This window comes from Streptomyces actinomycinicus (assembly GCF_016741775.1).
In the GTDB taxonomy this organism is placed as follows: Bacteria; Actinomycetota; Actinomycetes; order Streptomycetales; family Streptomycetaceae; genus Streptomyces; species Streptomyces actinomycinicus.
The window spans coordinates 1-17,384 of sequence record NZ_JAERRK010000025.1 but is presented as its reverse complement, the minus strand read 5'-3'; the positions used below and the strand labels follow the sequence as shown (position 1 = coordinate 17,384).

The 17,384-nt window shown below is 70.0% G+C and carries 16 protein-coding genes; 15 read left to right on the top strand and 1 reads right to left on the bottom strand.

The window, feature by feature from the left end; genetic code table 11:
- Positions 1–67 precede the first annotated feature (67 nt).
- The 14 genes from JK359_RS33065 to JK359_RS33000 all read left to right on the top strand — a co-directional run bounded on the left by JK359_RS33065 (position 68) and on the right by JK359_RS33000 (position 15,012).
- On the top strand, positions 68–1,324 hold the full coding sequence (locus JK359_RS33065; RefSeq protein ID WP_201843297.1) for an AlbA family DNA-binding domain-containing protein: 1,257 nt from the start codon (positions 68–70) through the stop codon (positions 1,322–1,324).
- A 377-nt stretch (positions 1,325–1,701) separates the two neighbouring features.
- A complete protein-coding gene (locus tag JK359_RS33060) occupies positions 1,702–2,310 on the top strand; it encodes a hypothetical protein (RefSeq protein WP_201843296.1) in 609 nt (202 codons plus the stop codon).
- On the top strand, positions 2,304–3,212 hold the full coding sequence (locus JK359_RS33055; protein WP_201843295.1) for an ATP/GTP-binding protein: 909 nt from the start codon (positions 2,304–2,306) through the stop codon (positions 3,210–3,212). Before JK359_RS33060 ends, JK359_RS33055 begins: the two co-directional genes overlap by 7 nt.
- Positions 3,213–3,259: 47 nt before the next feature.
- Positions 3,260–3,943: an SAF domain-containing protein gene (locus JK359_RS33050; RefSeq protein ID WP_201843294.1), complete on the top strand. Its 684-nt coding sequence runs from the start codon at positions 3,260–3,262 to the stop codon at positions 3,941–3,943.
- Between the two features lie 3 nt (positions 3,944–3,946).
- Positions 3,947–4,822 carry a hypothetical protein gene (locus tag JK359_RS33045; protein WP_201843293.1) on the top strand — a complete coding sequence of 292 codons (876 nt, stop codon included), beginning with the start codon at positions 3,947–3,949 and terminating at the stop codon, positions 4,820–4,822.
- Complete coding sequence (locus JK359_RS33040) at positions 4,815–6,422, top strand: TadA family conjugal transfer-associated ATPase (protein WP_201843292.1); 1,608 nt, start codon at positions 4,815–4,817, stop codon at positions 6,420–6,422. The genes JK359_RS33045 and JK359_RS33040 overlap by 8 nt, the downstream gene beginning before the upstream one ends.
- A gap of 94 nt (positions 6,423–6,516) precedes the next feature.
- Entirely contained in the window at positions 6,517–7,458 is a 942-nt protein-coding gene (locus JK359_RS33035) for a type II secretion system F family protein (protein WP_307788376.1), read from the top strand.
- Positions 7,455–8,348, top strand: coding sequence for a type II secretion system F family protein (locus JK359_RS33030; RefSeq protein WP_201843290.1), 894 nt, complete (start codon positions 7,455–7,457; stop codon positions 8,346–8,348). Before JK359_RS33035 ends, JK359_RS33030 begins: the two co-directional genes overlap by 4 nt.
- Positions 8,349–8,366: 18 nt before the next feature.
- Positions 8,367–8,555: a hypothetical protein gene (locus JK359_RS33025; protein WP_201843289.1), complete on the top strand. Its 189-nt coding sequence runs from the start codon at positions 8,367–8,369 to the stop codon at positions 8,553–8,555.
- Between the two features lie 33 nt (positions 8,556–8,588).
- Positions 8,589–9,008, top strand: a complete 420-nt coding sequence (locus JK359_RS33020) for a TadE/TadG family type IV pilus assembly protein (protein ID WP_201843288.1) — start codon at positions 8,589–8,591, stop codon at positions 9,006–9,008.
- Positions 9,005–9,454: a TadE/TadG family type IV pilus assembly protein gene (locus JK359_RS33015; protein WP_201843287.1), complete on the top strand. Its 450-nt coding sequence runs from the start codon at positions 9,005–9,007 to the stop codon at positions 9,452–9,454. The genes JK359_RS33020 and JK359_RS33015 overlap by 4 nt, the downstream gene beginning before the upstream one ends.
- Positions 9,455–9,522: 68 nt before the next feature.
- On the top strand, positions 9,523–9,909 hold the full coding sequence (locus tag JK359_RS33010; protein ID WP_236678838.1) for a pilus assembly protein TadG-related protein: 387 nt from the start codon (positions 9,523–9,525) through the stop codon (positions 9,907–9,909).
- A gap of 5 nt (positions 9,910–9,914) precedes the next feature.
- Entirely contained in the window at positions 9,915–13,574 is a 3,660-nt protein-coding gene (locus JK359_RS33005; RefSeq protein WP_201843285.1) for a LysM peptidoglycan-binding domain-containing protein, read from the top strand.
- A 193-nt stretch (positions 13,575–13,767) separates the two neighbouring features.
- Positions 13,768–15,012, top strand: coding sequence for a hypothetical protein (locus JK359_RS33000; protein ID WP_201843284.1), 1,245 nt, complete (start codon positions 13,768–13,770; stop codon positions 15,010–15,012).
- Positions 15,013–15,327: 315 nt separating this feature from the next.
- Here JK359_RS33000 and JK359_RS32995 read toward each other — a convergent pair whose 3' ends face one another.
- Complete coding sequence (locus tag JK359_RS32995; RefSeq protein ID WP_201843283.1) at positions 15,328–15,597, bottom strand: hypothetical protein; 270 nt, start codon at positions 15,595–15,597, stop codon at positions 15,328–15,330.
- 555 nt (positions 15,598–16,152) lie between these two features.
- On the opposite strand from JK359_RS32995, the gene JK359_RS32990 reads away from it, so the two are divergent.
- Positions 16,153–17,358, top strand: coding sequence for a DUF932 domain-containing protein (locus tag JK359_RS32990; RefSeq protein WP_201843282.1), 1,206 nt, complete (start codon positions 16,153–16,155; stop codon positions 17,356–17,358).
- The last annotated feature ends 26 nt before the right edge of the window (positions 17,359–17,384 follow it).

The following is a 17,384-nucleotide window of genomic DNA, read 5'->3' as shown; positions in this document are numbered from 1 at the left end:
CGTGCTGATCGGCATACTTCCGTCTACGTCCGACCTGAACGATTCCTCCTTCCTCCAGGGACAGCCGTTGACTTCGATCTACCTCTCCTCGGCGAACTCGCGCTGGACTCCCAAGAGCGAGGGGGACCTGTCCGCGGCGATATCCGGCGGTCTCCTCGAGGAGTCGCACTACCTGGACCTGAAGGAGCAGACGGATCCCGGCAAGGCCGGCAACAAGGAACTCGCCCGTGATCTCGCGTCGTTCGCCGTCGATGGCGGCACGCTGATCATCGGCATCCGCGAGGACAAGGCCAACCGGACCTTCCACCTCGCCCCGCAGCCGCTGAAGGGTCTGCCCGAGAAGGTCGAACAGGTTGCACGTTCGCTGGCCGACCCGCCGCTGAACGTCCTCACCGACGTGATCGAGGCCTCCGCCAATGACGGCACCGGCTACCTGATCGTGCACATTCCGGCCAGTGCCGCCGCGCCTCACATGGTCGACGGCCGGTACTACGGGCGCGGTGACAAGACCAAGTACCACATGGCCGACACCGAAGTGGTACGCCACCACCTCCTGCGCAAGGCGAGCGAGACGGACGCGCTCTCGCTTCTCCAGCAGGAGATCGACCAGGACCCCCTGGGCCAGTACGGGGAGCAGTCCCACTTCTTCCTCGTCGCGCAGCCCACTGCCGGACGCGGCGACATGCTGCTGGACCTCACCAGCGGCACGAACTGGAAACACCGGCTGACCGAGTTGGTGAATCGGGCGTACACACCCGAGCTCAACACCATCCTGTCCCAATTCACGCCCGACCTCAGCAACGCCATCGAAGGCCATCGCCGGGCGGGCGGAGCGGCACTGGCCACCCACAACCTTGCAGACGGGCGCCTGCACACGCCGACGGGCCAGTGGGGGGATGAGGACACCATCGAGGTCCAGTTTCTCGAGGACGGCGGTCTGCGGCTCTACTCCAGTCGCCTGTCCGACAACCCTGGGGAATCCAATGGTGGAGAGCAGGCCCTCTTCGACACGGCAGCCGTCGGGCTGACCCGCCGGACGCTCGAGGTCATACGGCTCACCGCCGAGCAGGCCGGCTACTTCGGCAACTGGTCATTCGCAGTCGGGGCCACTCGGCTGCAGGGACGCCGCCGATACACGGGCGGGGGACCAAGGGGCTTCTCCAGCCTGTCCGCGAGTTACACCCGGGACACCTACACGCAGGCGACCGGCGCGACTTGGGCCGACCTGAATGCCACCCCCGGCGCTATCACCGCCCGACTTCTCGGCTCCCTGCTCCGCTCACTCGGTTCCCAGGACCTCTTCGCCAAGGCGCTCTCCGACTGACGCCGCCTCCGGGGCCGGGAGACGGGACATCCCGCCCCTGCGCCACCGGGGTATGCCTGAGCTGCTCGGTCACGCCCGTCACAAGGTGGTGACTGGTGGGCACGGCCCCGGCACCAGCGCCCGATCAGCGCCGAAATGTGCAGAGCCATCGCTTATGCATAGAGCAACTTATCGATTTTCGTATCCGCTTGTGACCAGGTACATCCCGAGTTGTGAACGGGAACTTCCTTTTAGCATTGGGATGTTGGCTGGCATATGCGTAACCTGGCGACTACACATAGCGCATCAGCGCAGCTCGACCAGGTTTCAAGGGCGGGTTTTTGGGCGGCGCACCCGCGTCGGCTGCCCGTCCATGGCGCGCCGAACGGGGAGGCAACGTGAACCGCCGCGCACATCGGACCGCTCATCCCGCTGTTCGCTTCCGAAATCTCGCTGCAGCATCCCTCGTGCTGAGCGCCGCGCTCGCCCTATCCGCGTGCAGCTCTTCCGATGGCGACAGCAAGCCCTCCGCTAAGACGTCGGCCCCCGCGTCGTCGCCAGCACCGTCGACCGCCTCCGCCGACCCGGATGCGGCGGCAAAGGAGGCCGTCCTCAAGACCTACGACGCCTTCTGGACTGAGCAGGTCAAGGCCTATGCCCAGGTGAACATCCAGGGCACGGATCTGAAGAAGTACGCCTCGAAGGACGCGCTCGGCGGTGCCATGGGCGACGTGCTGGTCATGAAGAAGGCCGGCACCGCGACTACGGGAGCTCCCAAGCACCGAGCACAGGTAACCTCCCTCACTCTCTCCGGCAGCATCCCCAAGGCCACCGTGCAGGACTGCCTGGATATCTCGAACTGGAAGACGATCAACAAGAAGTCAGGCCAGGTAGAGCCCTTTCCGTCGAACCAGCCCTTGCGCTACATCACGACGGCAACGGCGGAGAAGTGGGGGAAGCAGTGGTTGATCACCAAGCTGACCCCCGAAGGGGACCGCACATGCTGAGACGCATCGCGCTGCCTGTTCTGCTGACCTTGACTACGATCGGCACGGCCGCATCGCCCGCGTTCGCCGATGACGGCCCGGTCATCGGCGGCAAATGCGCGGGCAGGACCAAGTTCGTCACCGTGTGCCGACAGGAGCCAGGATCGCCGGGCGGCTCTCCCCAGCAAGGCAGTTCCCCGGACACAGGGGCGAGTAAGGGCAGCAGCAAACCGGCACCGCAGCTGTGCGACGTTGAGCGCCTGGACCCGCAGCCGCCCGCCGACGATCCGGTGTGGCAAGGCCACAAGCCCGGTGACGGCGCGATTTACACGCGGGTGTGTATCAGCGACGTGATCGCTGGAGCCGCCGGCGCGACACAGATCGGCGTCCCGATCGTGCCTCAAGTCTTTTGGGCAGCTGCTGCGCCCAAGGCCAACGTCGACCCGGAGCAGCTGGCACGCGAGGCCGTCGACAAAATGCTGTTGACCGGTCCGAGCATCGCCAGCCCACGCGCCGCAGGGCGGTACGTCGTCGGCATGCCGATGTGGATGTGGGTGAACCAAGGGCCCACGACCTACGGGCCGAACTCGGCATCAGCCTCGCTTGCCGGGGTGACCGTCACCGCCACGGCGAAGGTCTCCTCCATCAGCTGGGACATGGGCGACGGCACCAGCGCCGTCGTGTGCAACGGACCGGGAACGAAGTACCAGGCATCCATGGGCAAGGCCCCTTCACCAGACTGCGGCCACGTCTACGACAAGGCTTCGACCAGCGAGGCGGGCGGCAAGTTCCACGGCACGGCGACGGCTACCTGGACCGTCGACTGGACGGTCACCGCGGGCCCTGGCGAGAACGGACAGTTCACCCAGACCCGCCAGTCCGCCTTCACGGTCGATGTCCGTGAAGTGCAGGTCCTGAACTGAACTAGCGCACCGCACACGAGAGAAAACCCGAAAGGTCACTGTCCGTCATGGATTCTGCTGCGCCGACCGTGCCGCGCCCGAATGGCTCGGGCCGCGCCGACCTGCCGATCACTACCACGGCGCCCGTCAAGCGGGAACGCCGCTGGTCGGTGGCGGCCTTGTGCATCGTGCTGGCGGTGGTCTGTGCCCTGGGCGCGGCATGGGCCGTCAACTCCGCCAGTTCGCGTACGAAGGTGCTCGCCGTCGCGCACGATGTCCCGGCCGGGCAGGTCCTGACAGCAGCCGACGTCACCGTCGCCGAGGTCTCCGCCGACGCGGCCCTGACCCCGATGCCGGCGTCCGACAAGGCGGCGGTGGTGGGCAAGCGGACGGCCGTCGACCTGCGCCAGGGCGGGCTGCTCCTCGCCTCGCAGCTGACCGCCGGCACCGGCCTGGGAGACAACAAGCAGCAGGTCGGCGTCTTGGTCAAGCGTGGCCAGGCACCGGCCGGCACCCTGTTCCCCGGCGACAAGGTCCTCGCCGTCACCACCCCCGCCCAGGGCAGCACGACAACGGCGAAGGACGACCCCAGCGCCTCCTCAATCGACGCCGTCGTGGTGTCGGTGTCCCGCCCGGACGCCTCCGGCGCAGTCGTCGTCAACCTCGCCGTCGCCACGAGCGACGGCCCCGCGCTGGCCAGCCTCGCCTCCCAGAGCCGCATCGCGCTCGTACGGGAACCTCGGAGCAACTAGCCCATGCCCGTCACCGCACTCGTCTCCGCGAAGTCCTCTGGCGTCACCGCAACGGCACTCGCCCTCACCCTTGCCTCCAAGCGATCCTCCCTGCTCGCCGAGTGCGACCCGGCCGGCGGCACCATCCGGGCCGGACTGCTCGGAGGCCAGGTAAGCGCCGGCTTCGGCCTCTACCACCTCGCTCGCGCCGAGCGCACCGGGCCCGAGGCCCTCGCCAACGCCTTCGCCTCCCACCTGTGGCCCCTCGACCAGCCCGGACACCGCAAACTGCTGCCCGGCCTGACCGACCCTGCCCAGGCCGCCGCCCTCGCCCGCACCTGGCCCGCTCTCGCCGACGTCCTGCACGTCATGGCCCAGCAAGCAGGCCACGACGTCTTCATCGACGCAGGCCGCCTCGCCCTGGAGGCCGGCCACCTCCACCCAACCCTGACCCCGGCCCCGCTGCTGTACCGCGCCGACCTGGTCCTGCTCGTCGTACGGGGCACCGAACAGTCCCTCGCCCTGGCCCGCCACGTCATCCCCCCACTGCGCACCGCACTGCACGAACAAGGCTCCGGTGCCGACGCGCTCGGCCTGCTGCTGATCGAAGAAGGTCCCTTCCGGGCCCACCAGGTCGGCGAATCCCTGCAGACGCCGGTGATCGCCGCCCTGCCCTCCGACCCGGACGTCGCCCACTACCTGACCGCAGGCGGCAACCCACCCCGCGGCTACGGGCGCAGCCCGCTGCTACGGCACGCCCGCACCGCCACCGAGCAGATCGAGGCCGCGGCGTCGCGCCGCCACCTCCAGCAGCAGTACCCCCCTGCCGCTCCCCAACTGGCCGGGATCCTGCAGCGGCTGAACCGGCAGCACCCCGAAGGGGGAATGACGCATGGCTGACACCCATCAGCGTCCGGGCGTCAACGGCCATCAGCCGGCCATGGGCCGCGACGACATCGCCGGCCTGCTGGCCGGACACCTCACCCAGCGCGCCGCGCCCGAGACACGCCCTGTGCCCACCGCACCGCCGGTGACGCCGCCTGTCGTTCCGCCGGCCCGGACCGACCCGGCAGCGGTGCCCCGCCTGGCCGGCCTGCCCGGTGAGCTGCCGGTGGACTGGGAGGTCATCGAGACGCTGCAGGCCGAGGTCTCCAAACAGCTGACCGCCCGGGACCCCCAGCGGCTCATGGAGGAAGCCGACCGGCGGGCGCTCGCCCGCTCCCTGGTCACCACCGCGGTCGCGGACTGGGCCGCCAAGTACGCGCAGGCCAACGTGCCCCTCACCGAGGCACAGGAACAGGCCATCGGGACCGCGGTCTACAACTCCATGTACCGCGGCGGCCGGCTGCAGAGCCTTCTCGACGAGGACGGCGTGGAGGACGTCATGGTCGACGGCCTGCGCGCGCACGTCGAATACCTCGACCGGCCGCGCCGCACCATCGACCGGGTCGCCGACTCCCACGAGGAGCTCATCGCCTGGGTCAACCGGATGGCCCGCCTGTCCGGCCACGGCGAACGCGGCCTTACCCAGTCCACCCCGATGGTCGGCTTCCGCATGCCCGACGGGTCCCGCGTGACCGCCTCCATGCTCACCAGCCGTCCCTCGGTCGTCATCCGCAAGCACCGCCTGCGCGACACCGGCCTGGACGAACTGCGCCAGTGGGGCACCCTCAACCCGATCCTGCAGTACTTCCTGCGGGCCTGCGTCCAGGCCCGGATGAACCTGCTCGTGGTCGGTGACATGGGCGCCGGCAAGACCTCCCTGCTGCGCGCACTCGGCCGGGAAATCCCCGCGGACGAGCGCCTCGTCACCCTGGAGTCCGACCGCGAGCTATACCTCGACGAACCGGCCGCCTCCGGAAAGCCCGGCCCCGTCACCTACGCCTTCGAGGCCCGGCAGAGCAACGGCGAGATCCTCGGCGACAAGATGGCCGGCGAGATCACGATCTCCGACATGTTCGCCACCGCCCTGCGCTACAACGCCACCCGGGTCGTCGTCGGCGAGGTCCGCTCCACCGAGATCGTGCCGATGCTGCAGGCCATGTCGGCCGGTGGTTCGGGGTCGATGTGCACGATGCACGTGCGCCGCCCGCACGCGATCATCAGCCGCCTGGTGCAGCTGTGCACGGAGGCCGGCATGGCCACCGAGGCAGCCCACCACCTCATCGCCGCCTCCATCGACGTCGTCGTCTACATCGCCTACGACTGGGACGACGTGAAGTACGGCGGCCGCAAGCACCGCTACATCAGCCACATCTACGAGGTCCACGACGTCGTCGGCGAAGGCGGCCGCCCCACCACCACTGAGATCTTCGGCCCCGCCGGCCCGCACGAGCCACGCGCCGTCTTCAAGAACATGCCCTCCTTCATCGGCGAGCTGGAGAACAAGTCCCGTTTCCCCGACCTCGAGGGCGCCCCTTCCTTCCACCGCGCCTGGCTGACCGACAATCCGCTCGGTGCGTGGGGCGGGCCCCTGCAGCGAAAGGGGCCCTCCTCATGACCCGACACGTTCCCACCCTTCGGGCACGCATAGGGGAGGCGCCGTGACCATCTCCGAACTCGCCTTGATGGCAGCCCTGTTTGCCGTTCTTGCCGTGTCTGCCGTCTTTGCCCTGGTGCGCGAGATCCGCGGTCGTACGCCCGATCCACTCAAGCCGCGCCGCCAGGTAGCCGCCCGCCTGCGGCGCGCACGGGCCGAGCTGCCGGAGAAGTGGCAGGCCCGCTGGCGCTACCTGGTCACCCTCGCTGGCGTCGTCACCCTCGGGGTGTGGGCCTACACGGGCTGGCCCGTCCACGGCCTGCTCGCCGGCGCCGCCGTCCTCGGCCTGCCCTTCGTCCTGAACCCGGGCGTCTCCGCGCAGGCGCGCATCGAACGCCTCGAGGCCCTCGCGCAGTGGCTCAACCACCTCGCCGGTGTGCACACTGCGGGCATCGGCCTGCCGGCCACGATCCGTGCCTCGGCGAAGAACGCCCCCGCGCCGATCGCGGCGAACGTCCGCGCCCTGTCCGAGCGGCTGCGCGCCGGCATGGAGGCACACGACGCCTTCGACCTGTTCGCCGACGAGATGGCCGACGGCGTCTTCGACCACGTGGTGCTGCTCTTCCAGTCCCACGCCGTCTACAAAGGCCCGGGCCTCGCCGACGCGCTCGAAGCCCTGGCCGTCACCATCCACCAGCAGGCCGCTGACGCCCGCGACGTCGAGGCCGACCGGGCCAAGGTCCGCAAAAGCGCGCGCATGGTCTCCATCGTCGTCCTCATCGTCGTCCTCGGCTGCATGCTGAACGACGGCTGGTCAGGCTGGTACCAGACCCCGGCCGGACAAGTCGTCCTCGCCCTCCTCGGCGGCGGCTTCGCCTGGACGCTGATGCTGCTGCGCCGCATCGCCCGCACCACCCCCGACCCACGCCTGATCGAGATCGACAAACACCGCACACAGGAGATCGTCCTCGGCTACGCCTTCAGTACCGAAGCCAACCGTCCGCAGACCTGGTCTTCGGCAGCCACCGCACCTGCCCGGACGGAGGACGCACGATGATCCCCCTGAACGTCATCGCGCCCGCGGCCGCCGCCGGCGTCCTGCTCGGCCTGGGCGTGCGCGCCGCCTGGCCCGCCAAGCCCGATCTGACCAGCGTCCTGGACCGGCTGGACGCCAGCAAGGTGCCCACCGCCCTGCCCACCGACGCTCCCGCCGCCACCGGATCTCTGCCCGAACGCGTCGGCAACCGGCTCCTGGCCGACTTCGGTGACCGCATCGCCCTGCCGATGCGCGACCTGAACCTGCTGCGCATCAGCCCGGCCGAACACCTCGGCAAGCGATTCCTGTTCGCCCTCTACGGCCTGATCATCCCGCAGCTGCTACAAGCCATGCTCGCCCTCGCCGGCGCACCGTTTCCCTACGTCGTCCCGGCAGGCCTCTCCCTCGGCCTGGCTGCCCTGTTCTGGCTGTGGCCGGGCCGCGAGGTCGCCAAGGAAGCCGCCGAGGCCCGCCTGATCGTCCGGCACGCGGCCGCCTCCTACCTCGAGCGCGTAGCGCTGGCCCGCGTCGCCAACTCCGGTGCCGCCCAAGCCCTGACCGACACCGCCCGGGTCGGCGAGAACTTCATCTTCGAGCGGATGCGGCAGGTCTTCCACCAGGCCGACCTCTCTGGCGTGACCCCGTGGGACGCCTTGAAACAGCTCGGCGAGGAGCTCGACATCCCCGAACTCACCCGGCCCGCCGACACCCTCGCCCTGGCCGGAGACGGCGCCGCCGTCTACACCACCTTGCAGGCACAGGCCCGGCAGCTGCGCATCGCGCTGCTGTCCGACCAGAAGGCCAAAGCGAACGAGGCCTCCGCCGCCATGATCCTGCCGGTCACCTTCGGAGTCATCCTCATGATCACTTTCGTGATGATTCCCCTGACGATCACCATTCTCGGCAGCTGACACAGAAGGAAAAGCACGATGGACCTCACCTACCTCACGACCCTGCTGCGGGCCCGCTGGGAGCAGCTGAAGAACGCCGACGACGCCGGCCAGTCCACCACCGAACTCGCCGTCATGGCGGCCGTCCTGATCGTGGTGGCCGGACTCGTGGTCGCCGCAATCAGAACCAAGGTCCTGGAGAAGATCGGCATCATCGACGGAGGCTGAGAGGCGGATCCACGACCCAGGGAGGAAAAGACGGTGAAGGCGCACAGGCGCAGCGGCCGCCGGCGGGCACTGGCCGCCCGGCTGCGTTCTGATCGCGGGAACGGCAGCGTGGAGGTCGCTGTCCTGGCTGTGGTGGTGCTGATGCTGGTCTTCACCATCATCCAGGTCGGCTTGTACTACCACGCCCGCAAAGTCGCGCAGTCCGCGGCGCGGCAAGGCGTCGACACCGGCCGTCAGTTCGGCTCCAGCCCGGGCGACGGCGTCGCCCAGGCGCAGGGCTTCCTCGCCAAGTTCGGCGGCAGCGTGCGCGGCGCATCCGTCTCCTCCGCGGGCAGCAGCGCCGAGGAAATCCACATCACGGTCACCGGACACGTCGCCACCCTCGTACCCGGACTGGAACTCACCGTCACCCAGGACGCTCACGGCCCGATCGAACGGTGGACGAATCCATGATCCGCCTCCGCCCGCTCCGCCGAGCAGGCCGCCGCGACCGGGGCAGCGCCTCGCTGGAAGTCGTGGTGATTGCCCCGGCCATCATCGCCCTGCTCGGCCTCATGATCGCCTTCGGCCGTGTCATCGACGCCGACGGAGCTGTCGACGCGGCCGCCCACGCTGCGGCCCGAGCCGCCTCTCTCGAGCGCGATGCCGCCAGCGCTCAGGCCCAGGCCCGGTCGGCCGCCGAGGACAGCCTCAGCGGCGACGGCGTCACCTGCCAGACCACCGACGTCTCCGTCGACACCTCCGGCTACTCCCTGGACGTCGGCCAGGCCGCCACCGTGACCGCCACGATCTCGTGCACCGCGCGCCTGTCGGACATCGGGCTGCCCGGCCTGCCCGGATCCAAGACCCTCACGGCATCGTTCACCAGCCCGATCGACACCTACCGGGGGCGGCAATGATCCACGCCGTACGGAACCTGCTGGTCCGCTGTCGCGCTCAAGTGGCCGGCCGAGGCGACCGCGGATCCATGTCCCTGTTCCTGGCGTTGTCCGCACTCGCCATCCTCATGGTCATGGGGCTGCTCGTCGACGGCGGCGGCGCCCTCAACGCCTCCAACCGAGCCACCTCCCTTGCCCAGGAAGCCGCCCGCGCCGCTGGCGAGCAGGTCGACGCCGCCCAAGCGATCCAGGGCACCGCCATCACCATCGACCCCGACGCCGCGCGCGGAGCCGCCCTGGACTACCTCGCCGCAGCGGGCGTCCAAGGCGACGTACAGATCACCGACGGAGGGCAGACCCTGACGGTGACCGTCCACGACACCTACGCCACGCACTTTGCATCCCTGCTCGGCGTAGGCACGATCCACGTGGACGGCACCGCGACCGCCCACCTGCAGACCCAAGCTGGAGGCTGAGCCGCATGGCCCACCGCACCGTCAAGCCGCTGCGCGCCGTCGGCGCGCTGCTGCGTGCTCTCGTCGGCCTCGCCCTCCTCATCGCCCTGGTCGGCGGCGTCCCCCTTGCGCTGCTCACCTTCGGCCACCAGCCCACTGAAGTCTCCGGTGGGCTCAACCTGCTGCTCGAGCAGGACGACGGCACCCTGTGGCTGGTCGCGCTCACCTGCATCGGCTGGGCCGCCTGGGCCGCGTTCGCCTTCAGCGTCGCCCTCGAAGTCGTCGCCGTCGCCCGCCGCCGATCCGCCCCCCGTATCCGCGGCCTTGGCAGCATGCAGTCCCTGGCCAGCTTCCTGGTCGGCGGCATCGTGCTGCTGGCGCCCACCGCTGCCTCGGCTGCCACCACCATGCCCGCTGTCGCCGTCACCCAGACCGTGGCCAGCCCCAGCTCCAGCGCGGCCGCCACCCCGACCAGCACGCCGACGGCCGACGCCACCTTCCCCACCCACAAGGTCACGTCCGCGACCGAAACCCCGTGGGACCTCGCCGAGCAATACCTCGGTAACGGGCAGCGGTGGCGGGACATCGCCGCCCTCAACCCGGACATCCCCCAACTCGCCTCCGGCGACCAGTACCTGCCCAAAGACGCAGTCATCAAGCTGCCCCTCGACGCCCGCCCCGCCACCCCAGCCGCCGCCCCCAGCACCACGCCGACCGCCGACCGCACCGCGGACGCCCCCAGCCAGCCGCACACGGAGCACGCTCAGAGCGCCGGCGAGAAGACCCCCGGCTCGGGCCACTCCAGCCACCTGGCCGTGCCGCGGCACGACCAGGTCACCGTCGACACCGGCGACAGCCTCTGGTCGATCGCCGGTAACGAGTACGGCGACCCCACGGCCTGGAAGGAGATCTACGAGGCCAACAGGGGCGAAGCCCAGCCAGCGGGAGGCCATTTCGACAACCCGGACCTGATCTTCCCCGGGCAGAAACTCGACCTGCCAGGGGCCCACCACCATGCCGAAGCACCGGCCGATCCCGACACCGGCCACCAGGACACCCACACCGCCACGCCGCACCACAAGCCCACCGACACCGGCCTGGGGAACCGCACGGCGCCCACCGCAGGCGACCAGGACACTGGCCACGGTCAGCAACACCAGGCGCCACCAGTCACCACGCCCGCCCCGTCCGCGAGCCGGACCGCCGAGCCCTCCACGGCCGCGCCCCACACCACGGCCCCGACGGACACTGCCTCCCCAGCACCGGCCGCCCAGCCCCACCGGGACAGCGAAAACCCCCTCGGCACGGTCATGCTCTGGACCGGGACCGGCGTCGTCGCCGCCGCGCTCGTCAGCACCCTCGCCGTACGGCGCCGCCGCCAGCAGCATCGCCGCCGTCCCGGACGCCGCATCGCCATGCCCACCGGCCGCGCCGCCGCCACCGAGCAAGGCCTGCGCAGCGTCCAAGCCCCGACTGGCTTCGACCTGCTCAACGCCGCTCTGCGCTGCCTCGCCGGCAACCTGAAGGAACAAGGGCGCGAACTGCCCGTCCTCAACGCGGCCGTCCTCCACGAAAGCCGCCTCGAACTCCACCTCACCGAAGACACCCCGCCCTGCGCGCCGTTCACCGCCTCGGCCGGCCGCCAAGACTTGTGGACCTGCACCGCCAATCACCCCGACCTCGCCGACGAGGACACCGAACACAGCGTCGGGGCCCCCTACCCGGCACTCGTCTCGATCGGCTGGGACACCCAGGGCCGCTACGTACTCATCGACCTGGAGCACATCGGCCTCCTCCACCTGGACGGAGACCCGGACTTCGCCCGCCACGTTCTGCAGGCCCTCGCCGTGGAACTCGCCAACACCCCCGTGGCGGGCCACCTCGAAGTCACCGCCCTCGGCACCACCGTCCCCGGTCTGGAGACGGCCGTCCCCGAACGCGTAGCCCGCGCCGAAGACGCCTACGCCGCCCGCGCCGAACTCCTCACCCACGCCGACGACCAGCGCAGCGCCCTCAGCGAACTCGGCGCCGACTCGCCACGCGCCGCCCGGCTACGCGACGACACCGGCGGCGACTGGACCCCGCACATCCTCCTCGCCGAGCAACTGCCCGACGCACCCGCCACCGACAACCTGCTGGCCGCTCTCACCGAAACCCCCCGCACAGCGAGCGCCATCATCACCGCCCACACCCCTGCCGGCCTGCCGGACGATGCATGGACGCTCACCTGCCAGAGCCCCGACGACACCGTCGTCCTGCCCGGCTCGGGCCTGCCGGTCCGCCTGCAGACCCTGGACGACGACCGCTTCCACGACGCCATCGAACTGCTCACCACCGCCGACAGCGACAGCGACGAACCCGCCCCCGACTGGGTGGGGCCCGGCCCCGACTGGATGCAGCCCGACAACGACGACCCGCTCGCCGACGACGGCGCGGACAGCGACGGGCTGCCAGACGAGTACGCAGCCCTGGAACAGGAAGCACTCGAGGCCGAAACGCCCGCCCTGAGCTTCGAAAAGCACCCGGCCACCTCACAGGACGCCCCAGCGACCAACCCCGCCCCCACCAGCGAATCCCTCGCCGACGTCCTCGGCGACGACGAATCCGACGACGTCGCACCCGCGGCCGGCCCGGCCGACATCTCCCTCGCAGTCACCAGCTCCTGCACCACCCCGGCATCCGCCGTCCACGTCACCATCCCCGAACCCGCAGCGGCAGCCGACAGCGACGCGGCCGCCACAGCCAGCGGCGGCGAATCCCTCGCCGATGTCCTGGCCATCGAGGGCGACGACACCGACGACGCTCCCGCACCCGCCCAAGCCGAGCGCGTCCACCGTCCACGCACGTCGCCCGACGCCCAACCGGGCGCCCTGATCCCTGAGCCCGCCGTACCCGCCCCGAACACCGCCGAGCCGGATCAGACACCGTCCGGTCCGGCCGTCCTGCTCCTCGGCCCCATCACCATCACGGGCGCCTCCGGCCGGGTCGACTCCAACCGCAAGAGCGTCGCCAGCGAACTCCTCGCCTTCCTGGCCCTCAACCCCAGCAGCGACCACCACGCCGTCGACGCCGCCCTATGGCCTGCCTCGCGGGTCAACAAGGAGATGCGCAACGCGGTCATCAGCCGTACCCGCTCCTGGCTCGGCACCGACGCCGACGGTAGCCAACACCTGCCCCGCGTCCAGAACACCCCCGACAAGCGATACCGCCTCGGCCCGCACGTCACCTGTGACTGGGTGACCTTCCAGCAGTACGCCCGCCAAGGCCTCGCCGAGGCCACCGAGGACGGCGACCTCGCCCTGCGGCGCGCCCTCGCGCTGGTCCGCGGCCGCCCCTTCGCAGGCATGGATCCCCAGCGCTACGCCTGGGCCGAGCCGGCCATCCAGGAAATGGTGTCCGCGATTACGGACGTCGCCAGCGAACTGTCCACCCGCCGACGCGAGGCCGGCGACATCCCCGGAGCCCTGTGGGCGGCCCGTCAAGGCATGCTCGCCGTCGAGGACAGCGAGACCCTCTACCGTGCCCTCTTCCTCGCCCACCACGCCGCCGGCGACATCGACGCACTCCGCGAAGCCGCCGCACGCCTGCGCCGGATCAACGACTCGATCGGCGGCGGGGTCGAAATGGAGCCCGACACCGCGGAACTCCTGCGCAACCTCCTGCCCCGGCCGATCCACACCCGCTGAAGGAGCCCGGTGCCGAAGGACGAGCCCCGCGCCGGCAACGGCCGCATACAGACCCTCAGCGCCCCCGTCTCGCTCGAGGTCGCTGCCGCTGCCGCACGCGCCGCCCGAACCCGTGGCCTTCTCGCCCGCTGGGGCATCCCTCCCGGATGCCAGCTGGCCGTCGGCCCCTGACCGGAAGGCACAGCAGAAGCAGATGGACAAGGCCCGCGAGCAGCGCACCGGCAGGCTGGTCCCGGCCGAGGAGATCGGCCCCGACCCGGAGCCGTTCGAACGGCCCCTGATCTGCCTGCACTGCGACAGCGTCGTCGAACCGGTACGCGGCTACAAAAGCGTCCCGAGCCTCTTTCGTCTGGCCAAGGGGACCAGCCACGAAGCCGGCTGCCTGCTCAACCCCACAGAGGTCATCCAGAGCATCGCGCACGGGTCCCACGGCCTGGCCCACGTCACCGATGACGGCCTGCTCCGTCTCGAACTCCCCGCCGACATCAGTGCCCTGCCACCCTGGCCGACCATGCCGATCGACGACACCGACACCGATGTGGTCCGCACCCACAACACGACCACCGTGCGGCCCTACCTCCCGCCGGCCATCACGAGTGCCGCGAAGATCGCCCGGTTCCTGCACATGCACGGCTTCGACCCCAAGGTTGTCGAGCGCTTCAGAGTCAAACCCCACGGGCAACGCCCCATCCTTTGGGGCCGGTTCTGCTACAGCCCGCGCACCTACGCGGACCTCTACCAGAGGTGCGCCCGCCGAGAGCCGATCAGCCACCCGATCGCCGTGCACGGCACGGTCCACAGCATCGCCCAGGACAGGAACGGAAAGCCGTACGCCCGCCTCGCGCTCGATGTTCCCGCTGGCGACACCCGCTTCCACGTGCTGCTGCGCTCCGCCCACGACAGCCTCATCAAGCCGCTCACCGCCGGCACTCACGTCCTCGCCGTCGGCGACTGGACCCTCTTTGACACGCCCCACGTTCCCCAGCTGCGGCTGTTCGCCGACGAGCACTGGCAGATCGCATATTGGGAGACCGACCCCACCACCGGGCTACCCACCGAGCCGATATGCCCTGCCCCCGTCACTGCCCGCCAGCGGCCCGACGCCGAAGCCCGGGCACGCACCCGCCGCTCGCGCCCCGCACGGGAACCTCGCCATGCACCGGCCCAGCCCGAATCCATCACGCCGCCCCCGCCTCCAGCGCTGGCGGCTCCACCCCCGCAGGCCCAACCTGCAGCCGAGACAGTGCTGCCCGAATCCGAGCTCGCCGACGAGCCGGCCGTGACACCGCCGCATCCCGAACCAGCGGTTCCTGACGCCCCCACGCAACCCCCGCCCGTGCCACCACAGCCGCCTTTCCCGCCGCCCCCGGTGCCTCCGCTGGCGGAACCTGCACCGCGCCGCCAAGGATGGCGGCGGTGGTTCGGCCGTCGCCCGTGATCCCGTCCACACACTGACCGATGACCGCTGCCAGTCCGGCGCCTTCTGGCTGTGGACGGACACGGCCTGCACGAACGCATGGTGTGAGGCGCATCTCCAGGACGCCATCGCGGTCCTCGCCTACCCGGACGGAGACCCCAGGACGCCCGTTCCTGGCTCCTGATGGCTGCCGACCGGTTGGACCACCACCACGCCGTCGTCATCTCTTAGTGACTCCGTGGGGCCCCACAGCGGGCCCCTCACACCGCGGCGGCAGAGTGGTACCTCCGCCGCACCGAAGGCACCTACCCAGCAGGCACCCATGTAGCAGGTCACCTAGCCACGAAGACCGAATTGCAGGCAGAAAAGCAGCCCGTCACGTCCACCGCGCACGTGACCATCCAGCACGCGAAAATCGCCGAAGCGCTGAATATCACTGAATTTGGTGTCTTTCAATCCCGCACCATCTCCAATCAGGTCGGTGTATTTGGTCCAGGCGAGTCGGAACAGTGTCACTCTCAGCTCTTTCATTTTCGAAGTCGCCGTGCAGGGCGCCGTGCCTACCGAAACACCCATGGCGCAGGGATATTCGCTGCTGGACTTCACAGAGCTCCCAACCCGCCGGCACCAACTCATTAGGGCCGGCGGGGCAGCGTCCCCAGCGGGAGCTTCCGGGAGCTGGGTGCACAGGGCGACGGGAGGACGCTGCACGCGTGCAGGGAGCAGTGCGACACATTTTGAGCGCGGGGCGCAGCAGGGCGCGGTGGCGGCCGACGGCGGGGCGGAGCCGCTCCGCGGCTCTGCCCCTTGCTGCGCGTTAGGGCCCCGCTCCGCGGGGCCCTAACCGAGCGCTGCGCGCTCTCGCGCACTGCGGTCCCGGGCAGCCGGTCCCAGCGCGCTCCGCGCCCTGGCCCCTCGCTTCGCGCTGCCCGCCACCTTGCCCTCGGCGCTCCGCGCCCACGGGGCCGCCGACCACCCCCACGCCCTGCTGCGCCCCGCGCTCAAAGGTCGCCTGAGCTGCGGAAATTGACCACGAAATGTGGGCGACCACCCTCCCGAAAGTTATGGAACTGCGGTATATTTGTCTCGTCGGGAAGGGGTTCGTGGCAGACCCTCCCCGGCCACCGAAGGCACACCCGCAACGAAGTTCAGGAGTGCACAGTGACCATCACCGACGTGAACACCGCGTTCGCTAACGAGAAGGCCCGCCAGATCGACGCCGCCCGCAGCCGCGAGCGCGCCTTCCAGACCCGCATCGACCGAGGCGAGATCCGAATGCTCGGCGGCGATCAGTACGAGGTCCTGACCGGCTGGGATCGGGGCGAGACCTTCACCGTCTCCCGCAACGCCCAGGGCCAGATCGATGCGATCCTCGCGAACCACGGCCTCGACACCCGCGCAGACGGCACGATCGCCCTGTACGCGTCGTCCCCGGCCTGGCACGGACTCGGCCAGATCATCCCCGGCGGCACCACGGACATCGACGAAGTGCTGAGCAAGGGCGGACTCGACTTCACCGTCACCACCGTCCCCGCCCTCTACAAGTGGGACGGCGAACTGCGAGAGCACCCCGACCAGTTCCACACTGTCCGCGAGGACACCGGCGCGCCGCTCGGCGTCGTCGGCCGCCGATACCAGCCGATCCAGAACCGGGAGGGCTTCGAATTCCTGCAAGAGCTGGTGGGCCGATTCGATGTCGTGTGGGAGTCCGCCGGGGTCATCCGGGGCGGGCGCCGGGTGTTCATCTCCATCCGCCTGCCGGAGACCGTGACCGTTGACGCCGACGGCATCAACGACCAAATCGTCCCGTACGTCGCCGTGATGAACGACCACAGCGGCCAGGGGCAGTTCCAGTGCGTCGTGACCCCCTGGCGGCCCGTCTGCGCCAACACCGAGCGCTTCGCCGTCCGCGATGCCGTGACCCGCTGGGCCATCCGCCACACCGCAGGCGCCACCAACCAGATCAAGGAAGCCCGCCGCACGCTCGGCCTGTCCGTGAAGTACTTCGAGAACTTCGCCGCTGAAGAGACCGCGCTCGCCCGCACAGACATCGCGGTCGCTGACTTCCACAAGGTCATCGCCGACCTGTGGCCCCTCGACGACGACGCCACCGACCAGAAGCGCAAGAACTTCGCTACCCGACTCAGCGCCATCGACGAGGTGTTCCGCACCGAGACCGAAAGGGTCGGCCCCACCGCCTACGCCGCAGAGCGCGCCATCACCGGCTACCTCGACCACGTCGCCCCCCGGCGCCCCGGCCAGACGATGACCGAGGAGATCGCCCGCGCCACGGCCGCCCTCGAAGGAGCCGACGACGACATGAAGACCAAGGCCCACAGGCGGCTCCTCCTGCTCACCCGGGCCTGACCTATCAGGCGGCCGGGCCCACCCGG